We start from the raw sequence: 20,627 nt of genomic DNA, 5'->3' as shown, positions 1-20,627 counted from the left end.
CTGCGGATAGGGCGCAGGGCCAGGGAGCGGATTGGTCCTCGTCGGGTCACCGTGCAGACCCGATTGGATCGTCGCGATGGTGATGATCGCGAAGGCCAGGTAGGTGATGATGAACAGCTCCCACCCCGCCCGTGCGGGCCACGACGACAACCGGCGCTGGGTCACGGCGGCGGCGCCGGAATCCGAGGCACAATCAACGGTATTCGTCATGTCACCCGTGCTGGCAGGGTCGCCCAGCCCCTGACACTTGTGGTGTGAGCGCGCTTCGCCTTGTCGTAGTCGACTTCAAAATCGGGCCACCTGGTAAGCACTTCCTCGAGCGCAATGCGTGCCTGAAGCCGAGCAAGCGCCGCACCCAGGCAGAAATGGATGCCGTGCCCGAAGGACAGATGAGCGGCCTGCCGGTGGATGTCGAATCGGTCGGCGTCGGCGAACTGCCGCTCATCGCGGTTGGCAGATCCATTGAGCAGCAACATCACCGACCCCTGGGGAACGGTCTGCCCATAATGTTCGACATCACGCGCGACATAGCGCGCCTGCACGGGTGACGGAGCTTCGTAGCGCAGCACTTCCTCGACCGCCCCGAGGATAAGGCTGAAGTCCGCTGCGAGCTCGCGGCGCTGGTCCGGATGATCGGACAACAGCTGCCCGGCGAAGCCGATCAGCCGCGTCGTCGTCTCGTTGCCGGCACCCACAACGGTGCCCGCGTAGGTCAGCACCTCCGCTCGGGTCAACCGCCTGCGGCTACCGTCGGTTTCCTCAACCTCCGCGTTGACCAGATCGGTCATCAGATCATCGGAGGGGTGGTCGTAGCGCCAATCGATGAATTCTTCCAGCATCGAGCCTTGCCGCGTCAGGATGTCATCGGCGACCTCGACGAAACCCCCGTCTTTCAGTTCGAGCATCCGGTCCGTGTTCTGCCGGATCGCGACCTGCCTGTCCTCCGGTATCCCCAGCAGGTATCCGATGGTACGCATCGGCATCCAAGCGCCGAGGTCGGTAATGAAGTCGAACGTATCGGAGTCCGCAATCGGTTCCAGTGCGCGCCTGCAGAACTCCCTGGCCAGCGGTTCGATGGCCGCCATCCGGCGCGGCGTGAACACCCCCGACAACAACCGCCGGTGCAGGTCGTGAATCGGCGGATCCTCGAACAGGATGATCCCGGGTGGAACGTCGACCCCGTTGAGGATGATGTCGATGGTCGTGCCTTTACCGGACCGATAGTCCGTCCAGTTCACCAGCCCGCGGGCGACATCTGAGTGCCTGCTCAGCGCGTAAAAGCCGTACTTGTCGTTGTGGTACAGGGGCGCGATATCACGCAACTGCGTCCACACGGGATACGGGTCGTCATCGATCTCGAAGTCGAAAGGGTCGTAGTACGGGTCAACCTTCACCCTGTATGTCACACGACGAGAATAGGCGTTATCCTCTGCCGTAAAGGCTTTTTGCCTTACTAAGGTCATCACCGCCGGTACCTGGAGTTCTGCGGAATGATCATGAAGGGAGTCGATGCGTGACGGCCAGTACCCGTCCGTTACGAGTCATCCAGTGGGCCACCGGCGCCGTGGGTACCGAGATGGTCAGGACCATCCTCGATCACCGACCGGACATCCGATTGGTGGGCGCCCGGGTCTATTCCGACGCACCGTCGCCATGCAGGTCGTCAACGCGATTCCGGCCGTGTGCGCGGCGCCGGCGGGCTTCGCGACAATGGCCGATCTCCCACTGATCCGGAGCTACACGGGTTTCGGCAATCGAACCCCGGAAGCGCCCTAGCTACACCAGTGCGCGACGAATGGTGCGATCGTGGAAAGGTCGTAAAGGCCCGGATCGGCCGCGATTACCGTCGGGATCGCGTTGATCGCATGCATGGCAGTGGCCAAGCAGGCCTGTTCGGAGTGATCCTCGTCGTGCGAGCCGATCACGAGTTGGATCCTCAAGTTGGGCTCACCGTCGAAGGTCACCTCGTATCCGATCTCCGTAGGCCAGTCCGGTGCGAGATCATCGGCCATACGGGTGAGGTGCTCGACCACTAATGTGGTTGCACCGCAATCGACCTCGACACCGAACCGCATCGCGCCGACCGTGCCCGCGGGGATCTCGCCGGCGGCGACTGTCAGCGCCCGCGGCGTGGTCGCGACTTCGCGGAACCCCTGCACCGACCTGATCTCAAGTCCCAACGACTGCGCGAGCAGGGTGGCACTGCCGATCCAGGCGCTCGCCGCGTAATCGGTGTTACTCAGTAGCGGCGTCGTGTCGTCGGGGGGATGGCCAAAACCCATGGCATTGAAAACCAGATCATGGCTGGCGTAGGTCGAGTAGTTCAGCACCTCACGGATGCCGATTCGCCCGGCGCGCGCGGTGAGTCGCGACAGGATGGGCGCCAGTGATTCGCCGACGAATCCCGGATATAAACCAAGCCCGAGAAATGAGGATTGTCCCGTGCGACAGGCCTTCTCGATGCCATCTGCCAACGATGAGTGGAGCGAACGGGGATGGATGAACCGGCTTCCGGTGGCCACGACGTTCTTTCCCGACGCGAGCAGTTCGCAGACGTCGGCAAAACAGCCCGGTGTATCGGTCTCGACCTTGCCCATGTAGAGCACCACGTCCGCGTCGGTACTGACGATTTCGTCGCGATCAGCAGTGGTACGAAGTCCGACTTCGCGGGCACCGCACAGCGTCCCTGCGTCCATCCCCGCCTTGGCGGGGTCGTACACGCGCACCCCGGCCAGTTCCAGATCCGCCCGGCCGATCACGTGACGAAGCGACATCATCCCGGTGACGCCGGTCGCCCACTGGATCACACGTGTCATCACATACCTCTCTTAGTCCCACACCACGTCGAGGTGGGGCGGGGAACGGAACATCGTGCCGGTGATGTACGGGGGCGGTGCGTCCGGGTCGAGCCGCAGACCAGGGAGTTCGTCGAACAGCGCGTTGAATATTTTGGTGGTCTCGAGCCTGGCCAAATGCATACCGAGGCACACATGTGCTCCGTGGGCGAAGCCGATGTGCGGCTTGCGATCCCGGAAGATGTCGAACTGCTCTGCTTCGTCCCACCGCGTCTCGTCGTGATTCGCGCTTCCCAGATTGAGCATCATGGTGGCGCCCTTGGGGATCTGCACGCCACCGATCTCGGTATCGCAGGTGACCTCGCGCATGAAGTTGAGCAGCGGGGTTTCCCAGCGGATCCCTTCCTCGATGGCCTGAGGCAGCAAGCTGCGATCGTCGCGGACGGCGTCGAGTTGGTCAGGGTGCGTCAACAGCGCCATGGCGAGGTTGGCCGTCGACCGTGACGTCGTCTCCGCGCCGGCCGGCAGCAGGTTGCGCATGAAACCGTAGATCTGCTCGTCGGACATCTTCACGCCGTTGACTTCGGCACCGGCCAGGATCGAAACCATGTCGTCCTTAGGGGCCTTGCGCTTGTCGGCAAGTACCCCGACGAAGTACTCCTTCATCTCGGCCGATGCGCGCAACGCGCATTCCATATCCCCGCGGAAACCCAGCAGGTCGATCGCGAGTCGGTGGAACTGGAGCACATCGGCTTCCGGAAGGCCCAACAGAGCCGCGATGACCCGCACCGGGATCGGCATGAAGACCGCGTCGACGAGATCGGCGCGATTGGCGTCCTTGAATTTCGTGATGGTTTTGTCCACCAAGGGGCCAACGAGTTCGGTGTCCCAGCGCTTCATCGAAGAGCGGGCGAAGGCGAACTCATGAAGTTTGCGGTAGACCGCGTGTTCAGGTTCCTGCATCTCCAGAATCGTCGGACCTTGGAGCGGCCGGACGACATCTTCGTAGCAGCGCGTGCTGAAGGTGGTGTTGTCGGTCAAGATCGCCTTGACGGTGTCGAATGTGTAGGCGGTGAAGGTCGGCGGGCCGTCACCCGAATTGCCGAGCATCCCCATCTCTGGCCAGCCGGCGTGCACCGGGCTCTGTGCACGAAGTTCCTTGAGCATCGGGTACGGCGACGCGTCGCCGTCGGCGCCCATGCCTTCGTTGAACCTGTCCTGAGCATCCCGAATGCTTTGTTCAAGCTCTTCGACAGTCGCCGGCTCGGCCATGTGACGGCTCCTCACTGTGCACGGCTCACGCAACATACATATTGCCGGTTGATAACCTACATGATGTAGGTTGAACGTGGCCAGTAACCTCAAATACGCGAAAGAGCAACCAGGAGCGTTCGATTGGCAACTCGAGTGGTGCAGTGGGCTACCGGCGCCGTTGGTCGCGCGGCCTTGCAGGAACTGATTGAGAATCCCGATTACCAGTTGGTCGGCGTGCTGGTGTACGACCCCGACAAGGCCGGGCAGGACGCTGGAACATTGTGTGGGCTGCCAGCCACCACGGGAGTGCTCGCCACCTCGGACAAGGAGGAGATCTTCGCGCTGGGCGCCGACGTCGTCATCCACGCCGCCAGCAAGGCCCATGCCGTCGAAACCAACGCCGAAGATATCTGCCTACTGCTCGCGTCGGGAACCAGTGTCATCACGACCACCTCATACAACCATCTGCCCACCTACGGGACGGAGACCGAGCGCGCCTTTGTCGAAGCCTGTCGCGCAGGTGGGTCTCGCTTCCACGCGGCAGGTGAGAATCCGGGCTTCATGTTTGAACGCCTGGTCGCCACGGTGACGGCGCTGTCCAAGACCATCGACCGGATCGATCTCTACGAGGCCACCGACGTGTCGGCAGTCGACAGCAAGCCGATGCTCGTTGACCTGATGGGCATGGGTCGACCACCAGAAGACGTCAGCGTGAATTCGCCAATCATCAAGAAGCTCGACCTGGCCTATCGCCAGGCACTCAATGCCACCGCCGACGTACTTGGGGTCACGCTCTCCCATGTCGACGTGTCGGTCGACGCCACGACGCTCCCCCACGACCTCGAGGTCCGCGCCGGCACTATCGAGGCGGGAACCGTCGTCGGACAACGATTCTCGTGGGTAGGCCACTGGTCTGACCGGCCACTGCTCGCCATCCACGAGGAGTGGGTCCTTACCCGCGACCTCCCACAGTGGGGCCTGAAGCCCCTCGCTCCCGGCGAGAAGGCGCCGTTGATCCGGGCCGTCATCAAGGGCAAACCCAGTTTCGACCTACAGCTGGACGTCGGATGGGACGACAAGCCGCCCACCGGAACGCACGCCGAGCCGGGGCATCTCATGATCGCCATGGGGGCGGTGCGCGCGATTCCCGACGTGCTGGCTGCACCACCGGGCGTCGTAACCGCCCCGGTGTTCGGCGCGATCCGATTAGCGCGGGCCGACACCGACTGCTCGTGAGATGTGGTCGCTGGGCGCAGCATGAAACACGTGCGCCGAGCCGTCGGGCAGCACCCGCCGCGCGATCAAATAGTCCGTACCCATCCAGCCCTGCCGGATGTAGCGGCCGAAGCGCAAGAAAGTTCCCGGCGCCCCACTGGCCGACGGGACCAGCTTGACCTGCTCGATACCGTGCTTGACGCCGTCGCCGGTCAACGGGCGCGCCGCCGCGAGCCCGCGCGCGATCACCGTCGCCACGTCGTGCGAGAGGCCAGGCATCGAGTGTTTCGGCCTGCGGCCGTAGCGAGCCTCGAAACGATCCAGGAACGCCTGCCCCACGAGATTGCGCTCGTCATAGCTGTCCAGCCCGATCCAGCCCGACAGCTGCCGCATCCACTCGGCGTTGATGTGGGCCATCTCGAATGCGGTGGTGGTGTACCGCGGCGGATCCCACCCCGCCGCCAGCAGCGCATCGGTGAAGCCCCACAGCCCGTGACCGAACCCGACGTGCACCAGCGCGTCTGGCTCGGCGTCGCGCAGCTCGTTGACCACCTGCGTTTTGTCGGATTCCACCTGAGGTATCGCCACTGTGGTGACGACCTTCAATCCGGCAGCCGAATAAGCTTTTTCGGCGAATGCCAAGTACTCCTTGCCGATCAGAGATGCTTCGTAGGCGATGGCTATCCGGGTCCGGCCGTCACCGAGCATCACCGCGGCAAGCATCACTGGCTCTTCAGGCATCGATCCGTTGTTGAGCGCGAACGTCCATTCGCCGAGTACTCCCTCGGAGCCCGACAAAACTATGTTGGGAACCTTGGCTACTCGATCGGCGTGTGCGGCTAATGGCACCGCGTTGTCCGAAACATACGGACCGTAGATGACCAGACACCCCTGGGCGACCAGTTCGTCGTATGCGGTTTCCACGGCGTGGTAGGTGCCGTTCGGCAGGCCGATCACATGGCGCTCCACCAGTTCTATCGGCCGGTCGACGAGGCCGGCGGTGACCGCCTCATCGAAGACCATCCGCAGGGTGTCGAGCGTGTCGTTCTCGGTTCCCGTCTTCGTCGGATAGTCATTGAGCAAGCCGACTTTCAACGGGGCCACCAAGCCGTACGCGCGAACCTGTTCGTCTGCCATTAGGGCAACATACAATACGAAGGTTGCTACGATGCTGGCATGGCCAAGCGCGGTGGCACCGATGTCGAGCGGCGGGCTCGTGGGGATCAGACTCGGCGCGACCTCGTTGACGCCGGCCGGGCATTGTTCGTCGAGAAGGGATATTTCGGAACCAGCATCTCGGACCTGGTGACGAGGTCCGGCGTGGGCACCCGCGGTGCGTTTTACCACCACTTCAAGGACAAGGCGGAATTGTTCCGCGCGGTGTTCGAAGAGGTCGAGCGTGATCTGACGCTGCGTTCGCTGGCCTCACCCCCGCAGGGCGCAGACGCGTGGGAAGTGCTGTCCGCCGGGATGCGCGGATTCCTCGAATCGGCACTCGAGCCCGAAGTGCAACGCGTCATGCTCATCGACGGACCGGTGGTGCTGGGTTGGCAGACGCTGCGGTCCATCCAGAAGAGCAACAGCATCGCCTTGATCAACGAGATGGTGGACGAGGCCATCGCCGAGGGCATCATCGACGACCACCCGGTCGGCGAGCTGACCCATCTACTGGTGGCGGCCGTCGAAGAGGCGGCCCTGCTGGTGGCGCACGCCGCCCGCCCCGCCAAGGCGCGGGAGAGGGCGGCCAGGGTCCTCGACCGACTCCTGCTGAGCTTTGCGCTCGAGCCGCGAAAAGTCCTGCGACGATAGTCTTCTAGCCCCGAAATCGGCATCCTTGTGCCCGTGCGAAAATGATCGTTTTCGGCAACTGAATATCGTGCTTCTACCGAACTGATAATGTTCCTCTCGACTTCTTCTAGGAGAGCCGATGCCTGACACGCCACCGCTGAGAGTTGCCGTGATCGGAGCGTCTGCAGGTCTAGGCCGGTGCATCGGCATGGGCCTGGCCGATAGGGGTGCGCGGGTCGCTTTCCTCGCCCGGCGTCGTGACCGTCTGGAGCGCGCTGCCAAAGAGGCGGGCAACGGAGCAGTCGCGGTCGCCTGCGATGTCACCGACGGTGCGTCATGCCGGCAGGCGATCGCCGAGGTCGTTGATACCTTCGGCGGACTCGACGCGCTCGTGTACACCACGGGCGTCGGTGTGCTCGCACCGCTCACCGACGTCAGCGCCGAGCAGTGGGGGAAGCTGTTCGCCACGAACGTGACCGGTGCATCACTGATCACCGCTGCCGCCGCGCCCCACCTCGCCGCGAGCGCGGGATCTGCGGTGTACCTCTCGTCGCTGAGCGCCTCGTATTCTGCACCGTGGCCGCTACTCGGCGCCTACGCGGTGTCGAAAGCGGCGCTGGACAAACTCGTCGAGGCGTGGCGCATCGAGCATCCGAACATCGGTTTCACTCGGCTCGCAGTGGGCGATTGCTTTGGTGGCGAGGGCGACTCGCAGACCGAGTTCAACAAGACGTGGGACCCCCGCGCGCTGGAGGACGCCATCCACTACTGGATGGAGCACGGCTACATGCAGGGCGGTCTCGTCGAGGCCGACCATCTCGTCGACGTCGTCCATTCCGTACTTCGCTGCGGTAACAGCAGCTTTATTCCGAATTTGACCCTGGCGCCGCGGCCGTCCGGCGCCGTAGCCGAGCTTCGGCAATGGTGAAGGGCCCCCAACGAAAGAGGCGCGATGAAGTCTAAGGCAGCGGTGTTGCGCGGTGTCGGTGTGGACTGGGAGGTCACCGAAGTAGAGCTCGACCCGCCCCACGCCGGCGAAGTTCTGGTCAAAATGGCGTACGCGGGCATTTGTCACTCCGATGAGCACTTCTACACCGGCGACAGTGTCCCGACTTCGGAGATGGAAGAGATGATGCGGGCGTCCGGCGTTCCGGTACCCGAATGGTTCCCCATGCTCGGCGGCCATGAAGGCTCCGGCGTCGTCGAAGCAGTGGGCCCCGAGGTGACAGCGCTCAAACCCGGTGACCACGTTGCCATCTCGTTTCTGCCCGCCTGCGGAAGCTGCCGTTGGTGCGCCACCGGCTACACCTACCTGTGCGACGTGGGCGCCGACATCTACAACAAGGCAATGACCACCGACGGCACTCCACGCCGCCATCTCGGAGATGAAGACCTCATGGCGATGATGCAGGTCGGTACCTTCTCCGAGTACGTGGTGGCATCTGAGCGCTCGCTGGTCAAAGTGCATGACTGGATTCCGTTGGAGGCCGCTTCCCTGGTTTCCTGTGGTGTGACAACGGGATTCGGTTCGGGCTCGGTAGCAGCCGGTACCCAACCGGGCGACACCGTCGTCGTGGTCGGGGTCGGCGGGATCGGCATGAACGCCGTTCAGGGAGCGAAGCTGGCCGGCGCCAAGCACATTGTCGCCGTCGACCCCAACGAGTTCAAACGTGAGATCGCGCCGACGTTCGGCGCCACCCACACCGTCGCCGACATCGGAGCCGCGCTGGAACTTGCCAAGGAGACCACCTGGGGCGTGATGGCCGACCGGGTTGTGCTCACACCCGGGGTCGTGCCCGCGGACATGATATTGACCGCAATGATGTTGTTGCGCAAGGGCGGAACCTGTGTGCTGACCGGGGTGCCGAAGATCACCGACCTGATGGTGCCAATCGTCCTCACGGACATGATCAGTTCATGCAAGACGCTCAAGGGCGTGCTCTACGGCGAGATGAACCCGCGCGAGGCCATGCCGAAACTACTGTCGATGTACGAGGCCGGCCTGATCAAGCTCGACGAGCTGGTCACGCAGAAGTACAAGCTCGACGACATCAACGAGGCGATGAAAGACCTTCGCGCGGGCAACAACATCCGCGGTGTCATCGCCTTCGAGTGAGTGAATCAACGACTCGAAACAAGTGTGATGCGGTGGTGATGAGCACGGTACCAGCCGACGGCTCGTCACAGCCGGTTGCCGTGCTAGGACCGCAGCGCCGGCGAGGCGTCGCACTCGTCGGGGTTGCGCATCCGCAGATGCCGAACCTCCTCAGATGTGAACTGTGAGCGGAGCATCCGCCGGTGTTCAGATTGCACCCGACGAACGAAGCCGTTCCATTCCGGCCGCGTCGTAGCCCGCCAGCGCGCCGAGTAACTCTTCCGTATGCTGCCCGACGTGCGGTGCTGCTGGCGGTGCAAATCGTTCGTCGGGTTTTGTCTTGATGCACGTCCCAATCAATTGCTGCGACGTCCCGTCCGGATGAGCCTGCTCGTAGATGAGTCGGCGAGCCTTCGCGTGGTCGTCGTCGAACAGGTCTGCTCCCAAAAATGCTGGTGCTCCTGCGATGTCAGTCGCAATGAAGAAGTCGGTCCATTCCCTGCGCGTGCGGCTCGCAAAAATCGCTGTCAACTCCTCGCGTAGCCGGGACTCTGCCTCGACATCCTGCCCCGGCTTCTGGCATCCCGGTTCGTAGAGATCCATCCTGTCGAGCGACTCGCAGAATCTCAGCCAGAACTTGTCCTCCAAGGCGTTGAACACCACATAGTTAGCGTCGCGAGTTCGGTAATACTGGTAGCGAAGCGATGCGCGGATTCCCTCACCGTAGGCCGGTTGACCGTTCGCCAGTGCTGTGAGGTGTTGAAAGTTCCAATTGATCGCCGCATCGACCTGCGCTACTTCGACGTACTGCGGCTTGCCGTCGCGTCCGGCGGCATGTAGCGCGGCGAGTACGCCCATCGCTGCGTACAGCGGCCCCGCCAGAACACCTGTCGTCCCTGTCGCCGCCCCCGAAAGGCGTGGCGTTCCATCCGCATCGATGATCGGCGGACTCAAGCCGGCGAAACAGTCGAAGGAAAGCCCGTGGGTGGCTAATCGGGTGTACGGTCCATAGCTGCCCATGCCATTGAGCACGCAATAAACAACTGTCGGGTTGACTGCGACGATGTCGTCATAGCTGAAGCCCAGCCGCTGCGCGGTTCCGTAGCGTAGTCCGTCGATCACCACCGCCGATGTCGCGGCCAGCCGGCGAAACGCCTCTTGACCCTCCCGCGTTTTCAGGTTTATCGCCACACTCTTTTTGCCGCGATTCCAGTGCGAGTCCTGCAGCTCGCCGCCGGAAACCGCCGCACCGCGGAAACCGCCGCCGCCAGGCGGCTCCACCTTGATCACCTCTGCGCCGAGGTCAGCCAGATGCCCGCCTAGTGCATCCGCGGAGAAGAGGGCCACCTCGAGGACGCGGACACCCTTGAGAAGTTCCATCACGCGACCTTTCCATCCCGGATTCCGGACGCAACGCGGTGCGGCGCGTCTTCAGAACTGCGGTGCGACTACATCATCGTGATTGATTTCAGCTCGGTGTATTCCTCAAAGCCCCAGCGCCCCTGCTCTCGGCCAAGTCCGCTTTGCTTGAAGCCGCCGAACGGCCCCCCGCCGTTGAACATGCCGCGCGCCGGCAAAGACCAGCCGGGGCCCTGCCCGCCACCCGGATTGGCTCCTAGATCGACACCGGGTGCGACAGTCTGCACCATCATGGTGCCGGTTCGGATCTGCCTGGCGACGTTGAATCCCCTTGCGGAATTGCGGGTCATCACCAGACCCGCCAGACCGTAGATGGAGTCGTTCGCGACGCGGATGGCCTCGTCTTCGGAGCTGTAGGTCATCACCGCCAGTACAGGGCCGAACACCTCTTCCTGGCATAAGCGCATGTCGCTGCGACAGTCGACAAATGCCGTCGGTTCGTAGTAGAAGCCGCGTTCGAGATGTTCGGGACGTTTGCCGCCGACCACCAGCCGCGCGCCGTCTTGTAGGCCCGCCTGAACGAAGGATTCAACTCGCCGACGCTGCTGATCCCTGATCAGCGGACCAACAACAGTCGTGGGATCACGCGGGTCCCCGACCGTGATCATTGGGGCCATGGCTTTGAGACCCTCGACATAGGCGTCGAGCAGGTGCTCAGGCAACAGAAGTCGCGACGTGACGGTGCATGCTTGTCCGGCATGCATCAGCACCTGTCCGAATCCTATTCCCGCAACGTCACTTTCGGTGACGTCGTCGAGGACAATGTGCGCGCTCTTGCCGCCTAGCTCCAGTTGTGCGCGTTTCATCGTTGCCGCCGATAGCTCGCGGATGCGCCGACCGGTGGCCGTCGAACCGGTGAACCCGATCATGTCAACGCCTCGGTGCCTACACAGCTCCTCCCCCACGTCGGCACCGCCCACAACCACATTGAACACTCCCGGCGGGAGGCCCGCTTCCTCGCCAACCTTGGCCAGCTCCAAGGCGTTCATCGGAGTCCATGGGTGAGGCTTGAGCACCACAGTGCAGCCGACGGCCAACGCGGCCAGGCACTTCTGAATGTTGATCGAGAAGGGAAAGTTGAACGGCGTGATGACGCCGACCACCCCGACCGGTTCACGAACCACCGTCACGCCGCCCAGGCCAGTCGGCGAAACTATCGGCCCGCCCGGTGTCTCCACCCACGTCACATCGTGTTCGACGAACTCGCCATAGTAGTGGGCCGCCTCGATGGCGCCGCCAACCTGAATCAGGTCCGTGATGAAGCCGGTCGAGCCAATCTCGGCGACGACCAGCTCTCGAAGCTCCGCTTTGCGCTCATCGAGGATCTCAGCGAATCGCTTGATGATCTTCGCCCGTTCCCGGACGGACATCCACGGCCACGGACCTTCGTCGAAAGCCCGCCGGGCAGCCTCGATCGCCAAAGCCGCCTGCTTTGGCCCACCATCGACGACTCGGCCGATCAGCTCCTCATTGGACGGATCGATAACATCGATCGTGCCGAGAGCGTTGTCGCTCAGCCACTTACCGTCGATGAAACTCTGGTACTCACGCATCAGGGGAAGCCGTCAGCCGTTGACTACGCCAGCGCCGGATACGGGGCGGGCTCAAAGTCGAAGACCCGGCGAGCGTTACCCTGCAGCACCTTGTACTTGTCGAGGTCGGACCGGCCGTCGAGTGCCTTGTGAGCGGCCTGAAGAGAGTTGGGCCAGAGGCTGTCGGTGTGCGGATAATCCGTTTCGATCATCACATTGTCGACGCCGATGGCGTCGAGGTTAGCCGCCCCGAAGTCGTCCTCAATGAAGCAGCCGTACATGTGGTCGTGGAAGAGCTGGCGCGGTGACTTCGGAAAAATCTCGGGGTCGGTGGGCACCGGGGTCAAGCGCATCGTGGCCGGATCAACCGCCCAGTTGTTGGCGCGCAGGTACTGGTAGTCGGTGGCGACATGTTCTGCACGCTCGATGAGGTAGGGGATCCAGCCAATGCCGCCCTCAGCCAGCACGATCTTCAGGTCGGGGTACTTCTGTAGCTTGCCCGAGAACAACCAATCCGTGGTCGAGTTCGCGAGATTGAGGTTGATGTTGACCGCCTGAACCCCGAAAGGTGCGTCAGGCGACGTAGTGGGACTAACCGACGACGAGCCGATGTGTGTGCACAGCGGCATCTTCGTCTCGTTTACCACCGCGAAGAAATCGTCCCATGCTCCCGAATGGATGGACGGAAATCCCAGCGGGTGCAAGTTTTCCGCGAAGGCGATGGCTTTGGCGCCCTTGCCGGCGCACCGCAGCGTCTCCTCGAGTGCCAGTCGGGTATCCCACAACGGGACGATGACCATGGGGATGTAGCGGCCGGGCGCCGCCGCGCACCACTCATCGATGACGAAGTCGTTGTATGCACGCACGCACTTGAGAGCTAGGTCGCGGTCGCCGAGGTGGGCGAACATCTGACCACAGAACCGGGGGAAGAACGGAAAGTTCAGTCCCGCGATCACGTGATCCTCGTCCATGTCAGGGATGCGGGCAACCGGGTCGAAGTAGGCACGGGGCATCTCGTCGTAATTCACTGGCAGCGGGGAGTACTCGGCCGGCCTCTGGTGAGCCGCGACCAAGATGCCCAAAACCGACGCGCGCGCTTGGTCGTAGATCCACGTATCGACGCCGTCGATGCGCTCCACGTGTGGCACTCGATCGCGGTCGGCGGCCGATGCGCGGTCGACCCACAGGTTCGGGGGCTCGATGATGTGGTCATCGACAGAGATCATCCACTGAAGATCTTGCTTGTCCACGACTTCCTCCCTGATATCGCTATTACGTTGGCTGCGAGACGATGTCGGCGGTCGGCCGCCGCGTCTCACCGACCGATGCGGCCACCCGGCGTGAAGACGACGGGCAGGGCGCGGTAGCCCCGGGTGACCGAGTTCCCGTGGAAATCAACTTTTGCTCCAGGCGGGATGACGTAGTCGGGTATCCGATTCAGGGTCTGTTCGACGCCCACCCGAAACTCGAGCCGGGCGAGATTGGAGCCCAGACAGCGATGGACGCCGGCTCCGAACCCGAGGTGGCGGTTTGCCTGCCGGTCGAAAATGCACCTGTCCGGCTCGTCGAACTCGCGCGCGTCGCGGTTGGCGGCCGCAAAGTTCACCACGACCGTCTCACCGGGACAGAACTTGTGGTCGCTTAGTTCAACCTCCTCCGCGACTGAGCGATGCAGACCGTGGACGGAACCGGCGAACCGGATGAATTCCTCTATCGCCCTCGGCAGCAACCCCGGTTCGTGTATGAGTCGGTCGCGTTCCGAAGCATGGGTGCCCAGATAGAAGAAGGCGAATGACATTGCACTAGAGGTCGTTTCGAGCCCCGCTTGCACCAGCAGCATCACATTCGCGACAACGTCGTCGAAGCTCAATTTCTCGCCGTCGATCTCAGCGGCGAGTAAAACATCGATCAGGTCGTCACGCGGCGGTTCACCACGACGTTTGTCGATCTCCTCGCGTACGCGGAGGTACAGATTCGTCATCGAACCGTTTCGGATCTCTTCGCTCTCCCCATTGATCGCGAGGTCAGCTGTCTCGATGTAGAGCGGTATATCCTCAACGGGCATGCCGAGTAGATACCGGAAGAACACGATCCCAGGTTGCTGCCATGCAACGTCTGCGAGATCGCCGCTGCCCAATTCGATGAAATTGTCGATCAACCCATCGGTGACCGCGCGCACCTGGGGCTCTAGCTCCTTCATCCGGCCCGGCGAAAAATATGGGTTGAGAACTTTGCGGAGCTCCTGCTGGCGCGGCGGATCCGCGGTGATCACGATGTCGCCCAACGACATCGGGTGGCCTTCCATCCCAAGGGGCTTGCTGGAGAAGCTGCCCCAGTCCCGCAAGATCTCGTAGCAGTCGTCGTAGCGGGTGGCGATCCACGCGCCCCCCGGCGTGGGGCCCAGGAATGGCACGTCTTGGTGACTGAACGGTCCGTTCTCCCGCATCACCGAGTAGACCTCGTAGAGGAATTCTTGATCATTGAAATCCTCGTGACGAAGGTCGAGGTTCCGGGCGTGTTCCTCTGGTGATTTGCTCACCATGGCTAGTCCTTCCCGCCCGCGAAAGCGGGCACGCCGACCTCGAGACACCGCCAGCGGTCAGCCCGGCTAGACAGCCACCACCGAGGGGCCGACCACATTCCAGGCACGCCGCAATCGTGCCGCCGTTCACGTGCCATTTGCGCCGGCCCTCGGATTTCTCGCACTCGCCGAAATTTGCTTTGGCAGAACAGTAAATGGTCGACTGGGCGGAGTCAAGTCGCACTCGATAACTACCTGAAAGCACTGAGGATCGACGCGCCCGCGCAGTGCGCGCGAACGGGCGGCACGCGTGCAGGCCTCCCCTCAGCCGACGGCTGCTCGCTAAAGTATGTGTGATGACCACAGGCGCGCGGCGGCGAGTCCGCGACAAGGACGGCAAACAACGAGCCCTCCTTGAAGCAGCCGCTGAGGTGTTTGCCGAAGCGGGATACGCGGCCGCGGCGACGAAGGAGATCGCCCGTCGCGCGGACTGCTCGGAGGCGATGCTGTTCCACTACTTCGTAGACAAGCGAGGCATCTTCGAGCAGGTCGTTTCTCGACAGATCGCGGACCTGGTCAGTGAGGCAGAAGAGCAAGTCGTGGCGGACCTGCCTACGCGCTTCGAGGACTATATCGAGCGCCTTTTCTTTGCGAGATTGAGGATCGATGACCGGGCCAGCGGCGTTCCCGGCTGGGACATCTCCGGTCGGGCGTTGTCAGATCCCGACTTCTCGCTGCGAGTGCTGCAACCCAATCACGCACGCCGTACAGCCGTGATCGCCGAAGGCGTTCGCCACTACCAGGCGGCGGGGCAGATCCGGGCCGACGTCGACGCCGACCTGTTCGCCGAACTGCTGGCCAATTTCATCATCTTCACGACGAGCCTCGGACCACGCTGGTTTGGTACGGCGGAGTCAGACATCCGCGCGCAGATCGAACTGGGTTCGCACATCCTCGCCAAAGGGGTAAGCACGTCGACTACGAAGCCGCCCGCCAAACGCAGCGGGCGGGTCCAACGGTCCTCCAAGGTGCGCGCGGCCGACTGAAAGCCCCAACGACTCAACTGCGGCCAGGATTATCGAGTCGCACTTGACACGTCAGCTTTCCCGTGGCTAGCGTCGTTGCCAACCAAGCCGCAGCCATGCGGATGCAGAACACGGAAAGCCGCACGATGATCGCTCTGCGCGGGGTTCGTGTCGTCGAGTGGGCGACGGAAATTTCAGGCCCGTACTGCACCAAGTTGTTCGCCGACCTCGGAGCGGAGGTCATCAAGATAGAAAATCCGGACGGGGATCCATTCCGCCGCAGGACGTTTGGCGATCGCCACGACGCCGGCGCGCTGTTCAAATTCTTGAACGCCGGCAAGCGTTCGGTCGTTGGCACTTCGTTGGCCGACATGGAGCCTCTGATCGTTTCCGCCGATGTGTTCGTCGATTCTCTGGGCCCCGGAGCACTCGACCGCGAGGCCCTCCTACGGCGAGCGCCGCACCTGGTGATCGTGACGCTCTCTCCTTACGGGTTGACCGGACCGTACCGGGACCGACCCTCGACGGAGTTCACGATCCAGGCCGAGAGCGGAACCCTGGCGTTACGAGGTCGTCCGGACCAACCGCCCATTCAAGCCGGCGGTCGAGTCTTCGAATGGGTAATGGCCAGCTACGCCGCCGTCGCGGCGCTTGGCACATTGCGGCGAGTTCAACTCGGCGGCGCAGGCGAAATCGTGGACTGCTCATTGCTGGAGACGTGTCACCTCAGCGCCAGCGGATTCGCCGACCTCTACCACGAGTTGGCCGGCCGTCCCCCGCTGACCGTGCCGGCGCGACAGGTTGAAATCCCTTCCATCGAACCAACGGCGGACGGATGGGTGGGCTTCAATACCAATACCCGCCAACAATTCGAGTCATTCCTCGCGATGATCGGCCGGTTGGATCTACTCGACGATGACCCGGCGTGGGCCCTCGCCACGACGCGGTGGGAACGGCGGGACGAGTGGAATCGGATTGTGCGGGAATGGACGACGCAACGTTCCACAGACGAGATCGTCGCGCTGGCCTCCGATCTGCGGATCCCCGTCTCACCGGTCAACAATGGCCAGACCGTGTTGGACCACCCGCAGTTCGCGGCGCGCGGCGTGTGGGGCACGTATGCCGACGGCAGCTTCACCCACCCGTTGGCGCCCTACCGGATCAGAGGCCGACGACCCTCGCCCACCGCCGGCGCTCCCCCGCTCGGCGAAACCACAGAAGTACCCGACCACAGCAGGATTACGATCGCTGCCGACCGCGCACCGCGACTTCCTCTGGAGGGCATACGAATTCTCGACGCGACAGCGTGGTGGGCGGGCCCCTCCTCCACGCACATTCTCGCCGCGCTCGGCGCTGAGGTCATTCACCTGGAGTCGACAAAACACCCTGACGGCGCGCGGATGGCCGCCGCAGCGTTCGCCGATCAGACTCAGTGGTGGGAACGGTCTGGGATGTATCTGGCGACTAACACCAATAAGCGAGGGCTCACCCTCGACCTGTCCTGTCCCGAAGGCCGGGAGCTGTTTTTCGGACTCGTCGCGCGCTCGGACATTCTGGTCGAGAACTTCTCGCCCCGCGTCTTCGACAATTTCGCCATCACGTGGGAGGCCGTCAGTGAGCAGAACCCCCGAATAGTGATGGTCCGCATGCCTGCGTTCGGCCTCGACGGGCCGTGGCGCAACAATGTCGGTTTCGCGCAAACAATGGAACAGATGACCGGAATGGCTTGGGTGACCGGCCACGAGTACGACCAGCCGCGAATCCCCCGCGGCCCCTGCGACCCGCTCGCAGGGATGCACTCCGCATTTGCGATGCTCGCAGCACTCCGGCAACGTGACCAGACTGGCCAAGGGTCTTTCATCGAAGTATCGATGGTTGAGTCCGCGCTCAACGCAGCCGCCGAGCAGGTTGTCGAATTCACCGCGTACGGCAACCTGATATCGCGACTAGGGAATCGCAGCCGTGACGCCGCCCCACAAGGGCTCTATCAATGTGTGGGGACCGAGCGGTGGCTGGCGATTTCGGTCGCCACGGACGAACAGTGGCGCCAATTGAAGTCGGCTCTGTGTGAACCGGACTGGGCGAACGACACCGCGTTGGACACTCACGAAGGACGGGTACGGGCACATGATCTGATCGATAAGCACCTCGAGCAATGGACTGCCCAATACGATTCCGCAGCCGCCGCACAGTTGCTCGTTGAACGTGGTGTTCCGGCTGCGGATTTGGCAGACGCCAGGGTCGGTTCAATGCACCCTCAGCTGGCAGCGCGGGGCTTCTTCGAAAGCCTCGACCATCCCATCGTGGGACGGCATCACGTGCCGGCGATTCCCTTCAGGTACCGCAGCGTTGAGAGGTGGTATCGGTCGGCAGCGCCGACCTTAGGGCAGCACAACGCGAGCGTCCTCGGCGACCTACTCGGCCTCGACACCGCGTCGATTGCAGCGCTCACAGAAAAAGGAGTCATCGGGGCCAGCCCAGGCGGATTGGACTGAGTGGTGAAACTTCGTGTCGACTCAGAAGTGTGCCAAGGCCACAGCCGTTGTTACGCCGCGTATCCCGAATTGTTCGACATCGACGATGAAGGGACCGCCTTCGTGACCATGGAAGATATCCCATCCGGGTGGGAAGACCGGGCGCACAACGCAATCGCGAACTGCCCGGAGCGTGCCATACATATCCTCGAGGAGTCGCCATGAAGACCAAGGGAGCAGTTCTGTGGGGGCTGAACGAGAGGTGGTCGGTGGAGGAGATCGAACTCGATCCGCCACAGGAAGGCGAGGTGCTCGTCGAGTTCGAAGCCACCGGTCTATGTCACTCCGACCACCATATCCGCACCGGCGACATGTTCGGGGTGAGTTTCCCCTTGATAGGTGGGCACGAAGGGGCGGGCGTCGTTCAGGAGGTTGGTCCAGGGGTCCGCGATCTGGCGGTGGGCGACCACGTGGTCACGTCGTTCCTGCCGGCATGCGGCCGCTGCCGCTGGTGCGCCACGGGGCGTCAGAACCTCTGTGATTACGGGGCGATCATCCTAGCGGGGGTCCAAGCCGACGGCAGCTTCCGGCGCCGAGCCAGAGGACGGGGCATCGGGGCGCTCTCGGGCGTCGGCAGTTTCGCGCAGTGGGGTGTGTTGTCGGAGGCTTCCGTCGTCAAGATCGACGACGATGTGCCGCTGTCGCGCGCATGTCTTCTCGGTTGCGGCATCACCACCGGCTGGGGTTCGGCCGTGAATACCGCCAACGTCAGTCCCGGCGACGTGGTTCTCGTGGTCGGCTGCGGAGGGATCGGCAGCGGTGCCATTCAGGGCGCGCGGCTGGCAGGAGCGGAGCATATCGTCGTGGTGGATATCGAACCGAGCAAGCGCGACAAAGCGTTTCAGTTCGGGGCCACGCACTTTGCTACCTCGATGGAGGAAGCAACCCAGTTAGTTGGTGAGATCACGCGCGGGGTCATGGCCGACTCGGCCATCCTCACGCCAGGTGTGCTCGAAGGCGCGATGATCAACGACGCGCTCAACGCGGTGCGCAAAGGCGGTGCCGTGGTGGCCACCGCGCTGGCATCGATGTCCGACGTGACGCCGACCCTGCCGCTGACGTTGTTCACGCTGTTCCAGAAACGCCTCCTGGGCAGCCTCTACGGCGAAGCCAACCCGCGCGCCGACATCCCTCGACTGACCAGCCTCTATCGAAGCGGCAAGCTATTGCTTGACGAAGCCGTCACCACCGAGTACAAGCTCGACGACATCAATGAGGCCTACGACGACATGCTCGCCGGGCGCAACATTCGCGGGGTGATCATCCATGAGCACTGATGTGGCGCGAGGCAGATCCGCATCATCTTCCAGCCCGCGCAGTTGATTCACCTACGCGCAGAAAAGGATTCATTTCATGTCTTCGCCAGCCGATATCGTCCGCCACTTCTGCGCTTTGATGGAGAATCGGGACGCCGAAGCGTTACGTCCCCTCCTCGCCGAAGGGGCCGTTTATCAGAACGTGGGAATGCCTGCCTTCACCGGACCGGACGCCATCGTGGAGAACATGGCGGCCCAGTTCGCTATGTTCCCGGAGGCCTACGCCTTCGAGATCGTAAACCTCGCCAGCGAGGGTTCCGTGGTGCTCACCGAACGCCTGGACTACATCCAGACTCCCGATGGACGCAAGCCGGCCATCCCCGTAATGGGGACCTTCGTCGTCGATGGCGACGGGAGGATCACACGCTGGACCGACTACTTCGACCTGAATTTGACGTTCAAGCTGCTTCAAGGCGAGGACATCAGCGCGCTGGTGCCCGCGACCGCATGAGTTGGCACATCGATGATTCGAACTTAGCTGAGGATGAGGAGCCATGCGGGTACCAAGGGCCGTCGCCAAATTCAATCGTCGAGTCACCAATCCAGCGGCTCGGTCGATAACGCCGTGGCTTCCGTACCAAGGGACGCTCGAACACATCGGACGCAAATCAAGCAGGCGTTATCGAACACCGCTATTGGTCTTTCCCACCCCCGACGGCTTCGTCGTCCTCATCGGATACGGGCTGCATTCGGACTGGGTGAAGAATGTTTTGGCCGGCGGACAGGCGGTATTGCACAGGCGCGGCAGGAGTATCGCGCTGGTCAATCCTCGTCTGGTGAGTAAGGCCGAGGGCGCAGCGATCGTTTCGGGGCCATCAGGGATGTTCTACCGCCTGTTTCCGTACAACGAAGCGGCGATGGTGTTGACCAAGGCCGATTCCGCGCAGTGACTTCGGGATCAAAACTACCCAGTCCAGACACCAGCCGCCGCGGTGCCCCAATACCGACGCGGAAGCCGCAGCTCCAAGAGGCTCGCTGGGAGCGTTAAAGATCAGCCGAAACCGCTGTAATCATCAGCCGAAACATTGTCACCCATCAGCCGAGGTCATACACCTCTGTCGGTTCCGGTCGAATCCTGAGCAGTTTCTTCCGGTCGAAAATTGAGCAGGTGTGTTACGGGGTTGAGTCTGCCT

Annotated in this window: 18 protein-coding genes and 1 pseudogene; 11 read left to right on the top strand and 8 right to left on the bottom strand. The window is 62.8% G+C overall.

Features of this window, described 5'->3' with window-relative positions; translation table 11 throughout:
• Positions 1-206 precede the first annotated feature (206 nt).
• A complete protein-coding gene (locus tag A5707_RS18520) occupies positions 207-1,463 on the bottom strand; it encodes a cytochrome P450 (RefSeq protein WP_082969547.1) in 1,257 nt (418 codons plus the stop codon).
• 187 nt (positions 1,464-1,650) lie between these two features.
• On the opposite strand from A5707_RS18520, the pseudogene A5707_RS24620 reads away from it, so the two are divergent.
• Positions 1,651-1,776, top strand: a pseudogene (locus A5707_RS24620) (dihydrodipicolinate reductase); the annotation flags it as partial.
• Here A5707_RS24620 and A5707_RS18515 read toward each other — a convergent pair.
• Positions 1,773-2,816 carry a dihydrodipicolinate reductase gene (locus A5707_RS18515; RefSeq protein WP_065015902.1) on the bottom strand — a complete coding sequence of 348 codons (1,044 nt, stop codon included), beginning with the start codon at positions 2,814-2,816 and terminating at the stop codon, positions 1,773-1,775. The pseudogene A5707_RS24620 and the gene A5707_RS18515 sit on opposite strands and share 4 nt — an antisense overlap.
• A gap of 12 nt (positions 2,817-2,828) precedes the next feature.
• Positions 2,829-4,067, bottom strand: a complete 1,239-nt coding sequence (locus A5707_RS18510; protein WP_065015901.1) for a cytochrome P450 — start codon at positions 4,065-4,067, stop codon at positions 2,829-2,831.
• 138 nt (positions 4,068-4,205) lie between these two features.
• Here A5707_RS18510 and A5707_RS18505 point away from each other — a divergent pair, with 138 nt between their 5' ends.
• On the top strand, positions 4,206-5,285 hold the full coding sequence (locus tag A5707_RS18505; protein WP_065015931.1) for a dihydrodipicolinate synthase: 1,080 nt from the start codon (positions 4,206-4,208) through the stop codon (positions 5,283-5,285).
• On the opposite strand, the gene A5707_RS18500 is transcribed toward A5707_RS18505, so the two are convergent.
• On the bottom strand, positions 5,256-6,401 hold the full coding sequence (locus A5707_RS18500) for an ABC transporter substrate-binding protein (protein ID WP_065015900.1): 1,146 nt from the start codon (positions 6,399-6,401) through the stop codon (positions 5,256-5,258). The two genes, A5707_RS18505 and A5707_RS18500, sit on opposite strands and share 30 nt — an antisense overlap.
• Before the next feature lie 39 nt (positions 6,402-6,440).
• On the opposite strand from A5707_RS18500, the gene A5707_RS18495 reads away from it, so the two are divergent.
• The 3 genes from A5707_RS18495 to A5707_RS18485 all read left to right on the top strand — a co-directional run bounded on the left by A5707_RS18495 (position 6,441) and on the right by A5707_RS18485 (position 9,168).
• Positions 6,441-7,073 carry a TetR/AcrR family transcriptional regulator gene (locus A5707_RS18495; RefSeq protein ID WP_065015899.1) on the top strand — a complete coding sequence of 211 codons (633 nt, stop codon included), beginning with the start codon at positions 6,441-6,443 and terminating at the stop codon, positions 7,071-7,073.
• A 118-nt stretch (positions 7,074-7,191) separates the two neighbouring features.
• Positions 7,192-7,980 (top strand): SDR family oxidoreductase, encoded by a 789-nt coding sequence (locus A5707_RS18490; RefSeq protein ID WP_065015898.1) that lies wholly within the window; start codon positions 7,192-7,194, stop codon positions 7,978-7,980.
• 24 nt (positions 7,981-8,004) lie between these two features.
• Positions 8,005-9,168 carry an NDMA-dependent alcohol dehydrogenase gene (locus A5707_RS18485; RefSeq protein ID WP_065015897.1) on the top strand — a complete coding sequence of 388 codons (1,164 nt, stop codon included), beginning with the start codon at positions 8,005-8,007 and terminating at the stop codon, positions 9,166-9,168.
• A 186-nt stretch (positions 9,169-9,354) separates the two neighbouring features.
• Here the strand turns inward: A5707_RS18485 and A5707_RS18480 are convergent, their stop codons facing one another.
• The 4 genes from A5707_RS18480 to A5707_RS18465 all read right to left on the bottom strand — a co-directional run bounded on the left by A5707_RS18480 (position 9,355) and on the right by A5707_RS18465 (position 14,640).
• Positions 9,355-10,527 (bottom strand): CaiB/BaiF CoA transferase family protein, encoded by a 1,173-nt coding sequence (locus A5707_RS18480; RefSeq protein WP_065015896.1) that lies wholly within the window; start codon positions 10,525-10,527, stop codon positions 9,355-9,357.
• A 68-nt stretch (positions 10,528-10,595) separates the two neighbouring features.
• Complete coding sequence (locus A5707_RS18475; RefSeq protein WP_065015895.1) at positions 10,596-12,119, bottom strand: aldehyde dehydrogenase family protein; 1,524 nt, start codon at positions 12,117-12,119, stop codon at positions 10,596-10,598.
• A gap of 23 nt (positions 12,120-12,142) precedes the next feature.
• Entirely contained in the window at positions 12,143-13,348 is a 1,206-nt protein-coding gene (locus A5707_RS18470) for an amidohydrolase family protein (RefSeq protein ID WP_082969545.1), read from the bottom strand.
• Positions 13,349-13,413: 65 nt separating this feature from the next.
• The gene (locus A5707_RS18465) at positions 13,414-14,640 is read right to left on the bottom strand and encodes a cytochrome P450 (RefSeq protein ID WP_197495370.1); all 1,227 of its coding nucleotides are present in this window, start codon (positions 14,638-14,640) and stop codon (positions 13,414-13,416) included.
• A 335-nt stretch (positions 14,641-14,975) separates the two neighbouring features.
• Between A5707_RS18465 and A5707_RS18460 the strand changes: the two genes are divergently transcribed.
• The 6 genes from A5707_RS18460 (at position 14,976) to A5707_RS18435 (ending at position 20,384) form a co-directional block, all read left to right on the top strand.
• Positions 14,976-15,665: a TetR/AcrR family transcriptional regulator gene (locus A5707_RS18460; RefSeq protein WP_065015894.1), complete on the top strand. Its 690-nt coding sequence runs from the start codon at positions 14,976-14,978 to the stop codon at positions 15,663-15,665.
• Positions 15,666-15,727: 62 nt separating this feature from the next.
• On the top strand, positions 15,728-18,139 hold the full coding sequence (locus A5707_RS18455; RefSeq protein ID WP_232000754.1) for a CaiB/BaiF CoA transferase family protein: 2,412 nt from the start codon (positions 15,728-15,730) through the stop codon (positions 18,137-18,139).
• The gene (locus tag A5707_RS18450; RefSeq protein ID WP_331713160.1) at positions 18,140-18,343 is read left to right on the top strand and encodes a ferredoxin; all 204 of its coding nucleotides are present in this window, start codon (positions 18,140-18,142) and stop codon (positions 18,341-18,343) included. It begins immediately after the preceding gene.
• Positions 18,340-19,455: an NDMA-dependent alcohol dehydrogenase gene (locus A5707_RS18445; protein WP_065015893.1), complete on the top strand. Its 1,116-nt coding sequence runs from the start codon at positions 18,340-18,342 to the stop codon at positions 19,453-19,455. The genes A5707_RS18450 and A5707_RS18445 overlap by 4 nt, the downstream gene beginning before the upstream one ends.
• Before the next feature lie 76 nt (positions 19,456-19,531).
• Positions 19,532-19,945 (top strand): limonene-1,2-epoxide hydrolase family protein, encoded by a 414-nt coding sequence (locus A5707_RS18440; protein ID WP_065015892.1) that lies wholly within the window; start codon positions 19,532-19,534, stop codon positions 19,943-19,945.
• 43 nt (positions 19,946-19,988) lie between these two features.
• Positions 19,989-20,384 carry a nitroreductase family deazaflavin-dependent oxidoreductase gene (locus A5707_RS18435; protein WP_065015891.1) on the top strand — a complete coding sequence of 132 codons (396 nt, stop codon included), beginning with the start codon at positions 19,989-19,991 and terminating at the stop codon, positions 20,382-20,384.
• The last annotated feature ends 243 nt before the right edge of the window (positions 20,385-20,627 follow it).

The organism is Mycobacterium kyorinense, from assembly GCF_001672775.1.
Classification (GTDB): domain Bacteria; phylum Actinomycetota; class Actinomycetes; order Mycobacteriales; family Mycobacteriaceae; genus Mycobacterium; species Mycobacterium kyorinense_A.
The sequence above is the reverse complement of the archived record's forward strand: the minus strand, read 5'-3'. Positions and strand labels throughout refer to the sequence as shown.

What these genes read in the sequence shown, in the direction of transcription:
- A5707_RS18480 (WP_065015896.1), bottom strand. Translation starts at nt 10,527, where the DNA reads ATGGAACTTCTCAAGGGTGTCCGCGTCCTCGAGGTGGCCCTCTTCTCC.
- A5707_RS18445 (WP_065015893.1), top strand. Translation starts at nt 18,340, where the DNA reads ATGAAGACCAAGGGAGCAGTTCTGTGGGGGCTGAACGAGAGGTGGTCG.
- A5707_RS18510 (WP_065015901.1), bottom strand. Translation starts at nt 4,067, where the DNA reads ATGGCCGAGCCGGCGACTGTCGAAGAGCTTGAACAAAGCATTCGGGAT.
- A5707_RS18520 (WP_082969547.1), bottom strand. Translation starts at nt 1,463, where the DNA reads ATGACCTTAGTAAGGCAAAAAGCCTTTACGGCAGAGGATAACGCCTAT.
- A5707_RS18465 (WP_197495370.1), bottom strand. Translation starts at nt 14,640, where the DNA reads ATGGTGAGCAAATCACCAGAGGAACACGCCCGGAACCTCGACCTTCGT.
- A5707_RS18435 (WP_065015891.1), top strand. Translation starts at nt 19,989, where the DNA reads ATGCGGGTACCAAGGGCCGTCGCCAAATTCAATCGTCGAGTCACCAAT.
- A5707_RS18490 (WP_065015898.1), top strand. Translation starts at nt 7,192, where the DNA reads ATGCCTGACACGCCACCGCTGAGAGTTGCCGTGATCGGAGCGTCTGCA.
- A5707_RS18440 (WP_065015892.1), top strand. Translation starts at nt 19,532, where the DNA reads ATGTCTTCGCCAGCCGATATCGTCCGCCACTTCTGCGCTTTGATGGAG.
- A5707_RS18495 (WP_065015899.1), top strand. Translation starts at nt 6,441, where the DNA reads ATGGCCAAGCGCGGTGGCACCGATGTCGAGCGGCGGGCTCGTGGGGAT.
- A5707_RS18515 (WP_065015902.1), bottom strand. Translation starts at nt 2,816, where the DNA reads ATGACACGTGTGATCCAGTGGGCGACCGGCGTCACCGGGATGATGTCG.
- A5707_RS18475 (WP_065015895.1), bottom strand. Translation starts at nt 12,119, where the DNA reads ATGCGTGAGTACCAGAGTTTCATCGACGGTAAGTGGCTGAGCGACAAC.
- A5707_RS18485 (WP_065015897.1), top strand. Translation starts at nt 8,005, where the DNA reads ATGAAGTCTAAGGCAGCGGTGTTGCGCGGTGTCGGTGTGGACTGGGAG.
- A5707_RS18500 (WP_065015900.1), bottom strand. Translation starts at nt 6,401, where the DNA reads ATGGCAGACGAACAGGTTCGCGCGTACGGCTTGGTGGCCCCGTTGAAA.
- A5707_RS18460 (WP_065015894.1), top strand. Translation starts at nt 14,976, where the DNA reads ATGACCACAGGCGCGCGGCGGCGAGTCCGCGACAAGGACGGCAAACAA.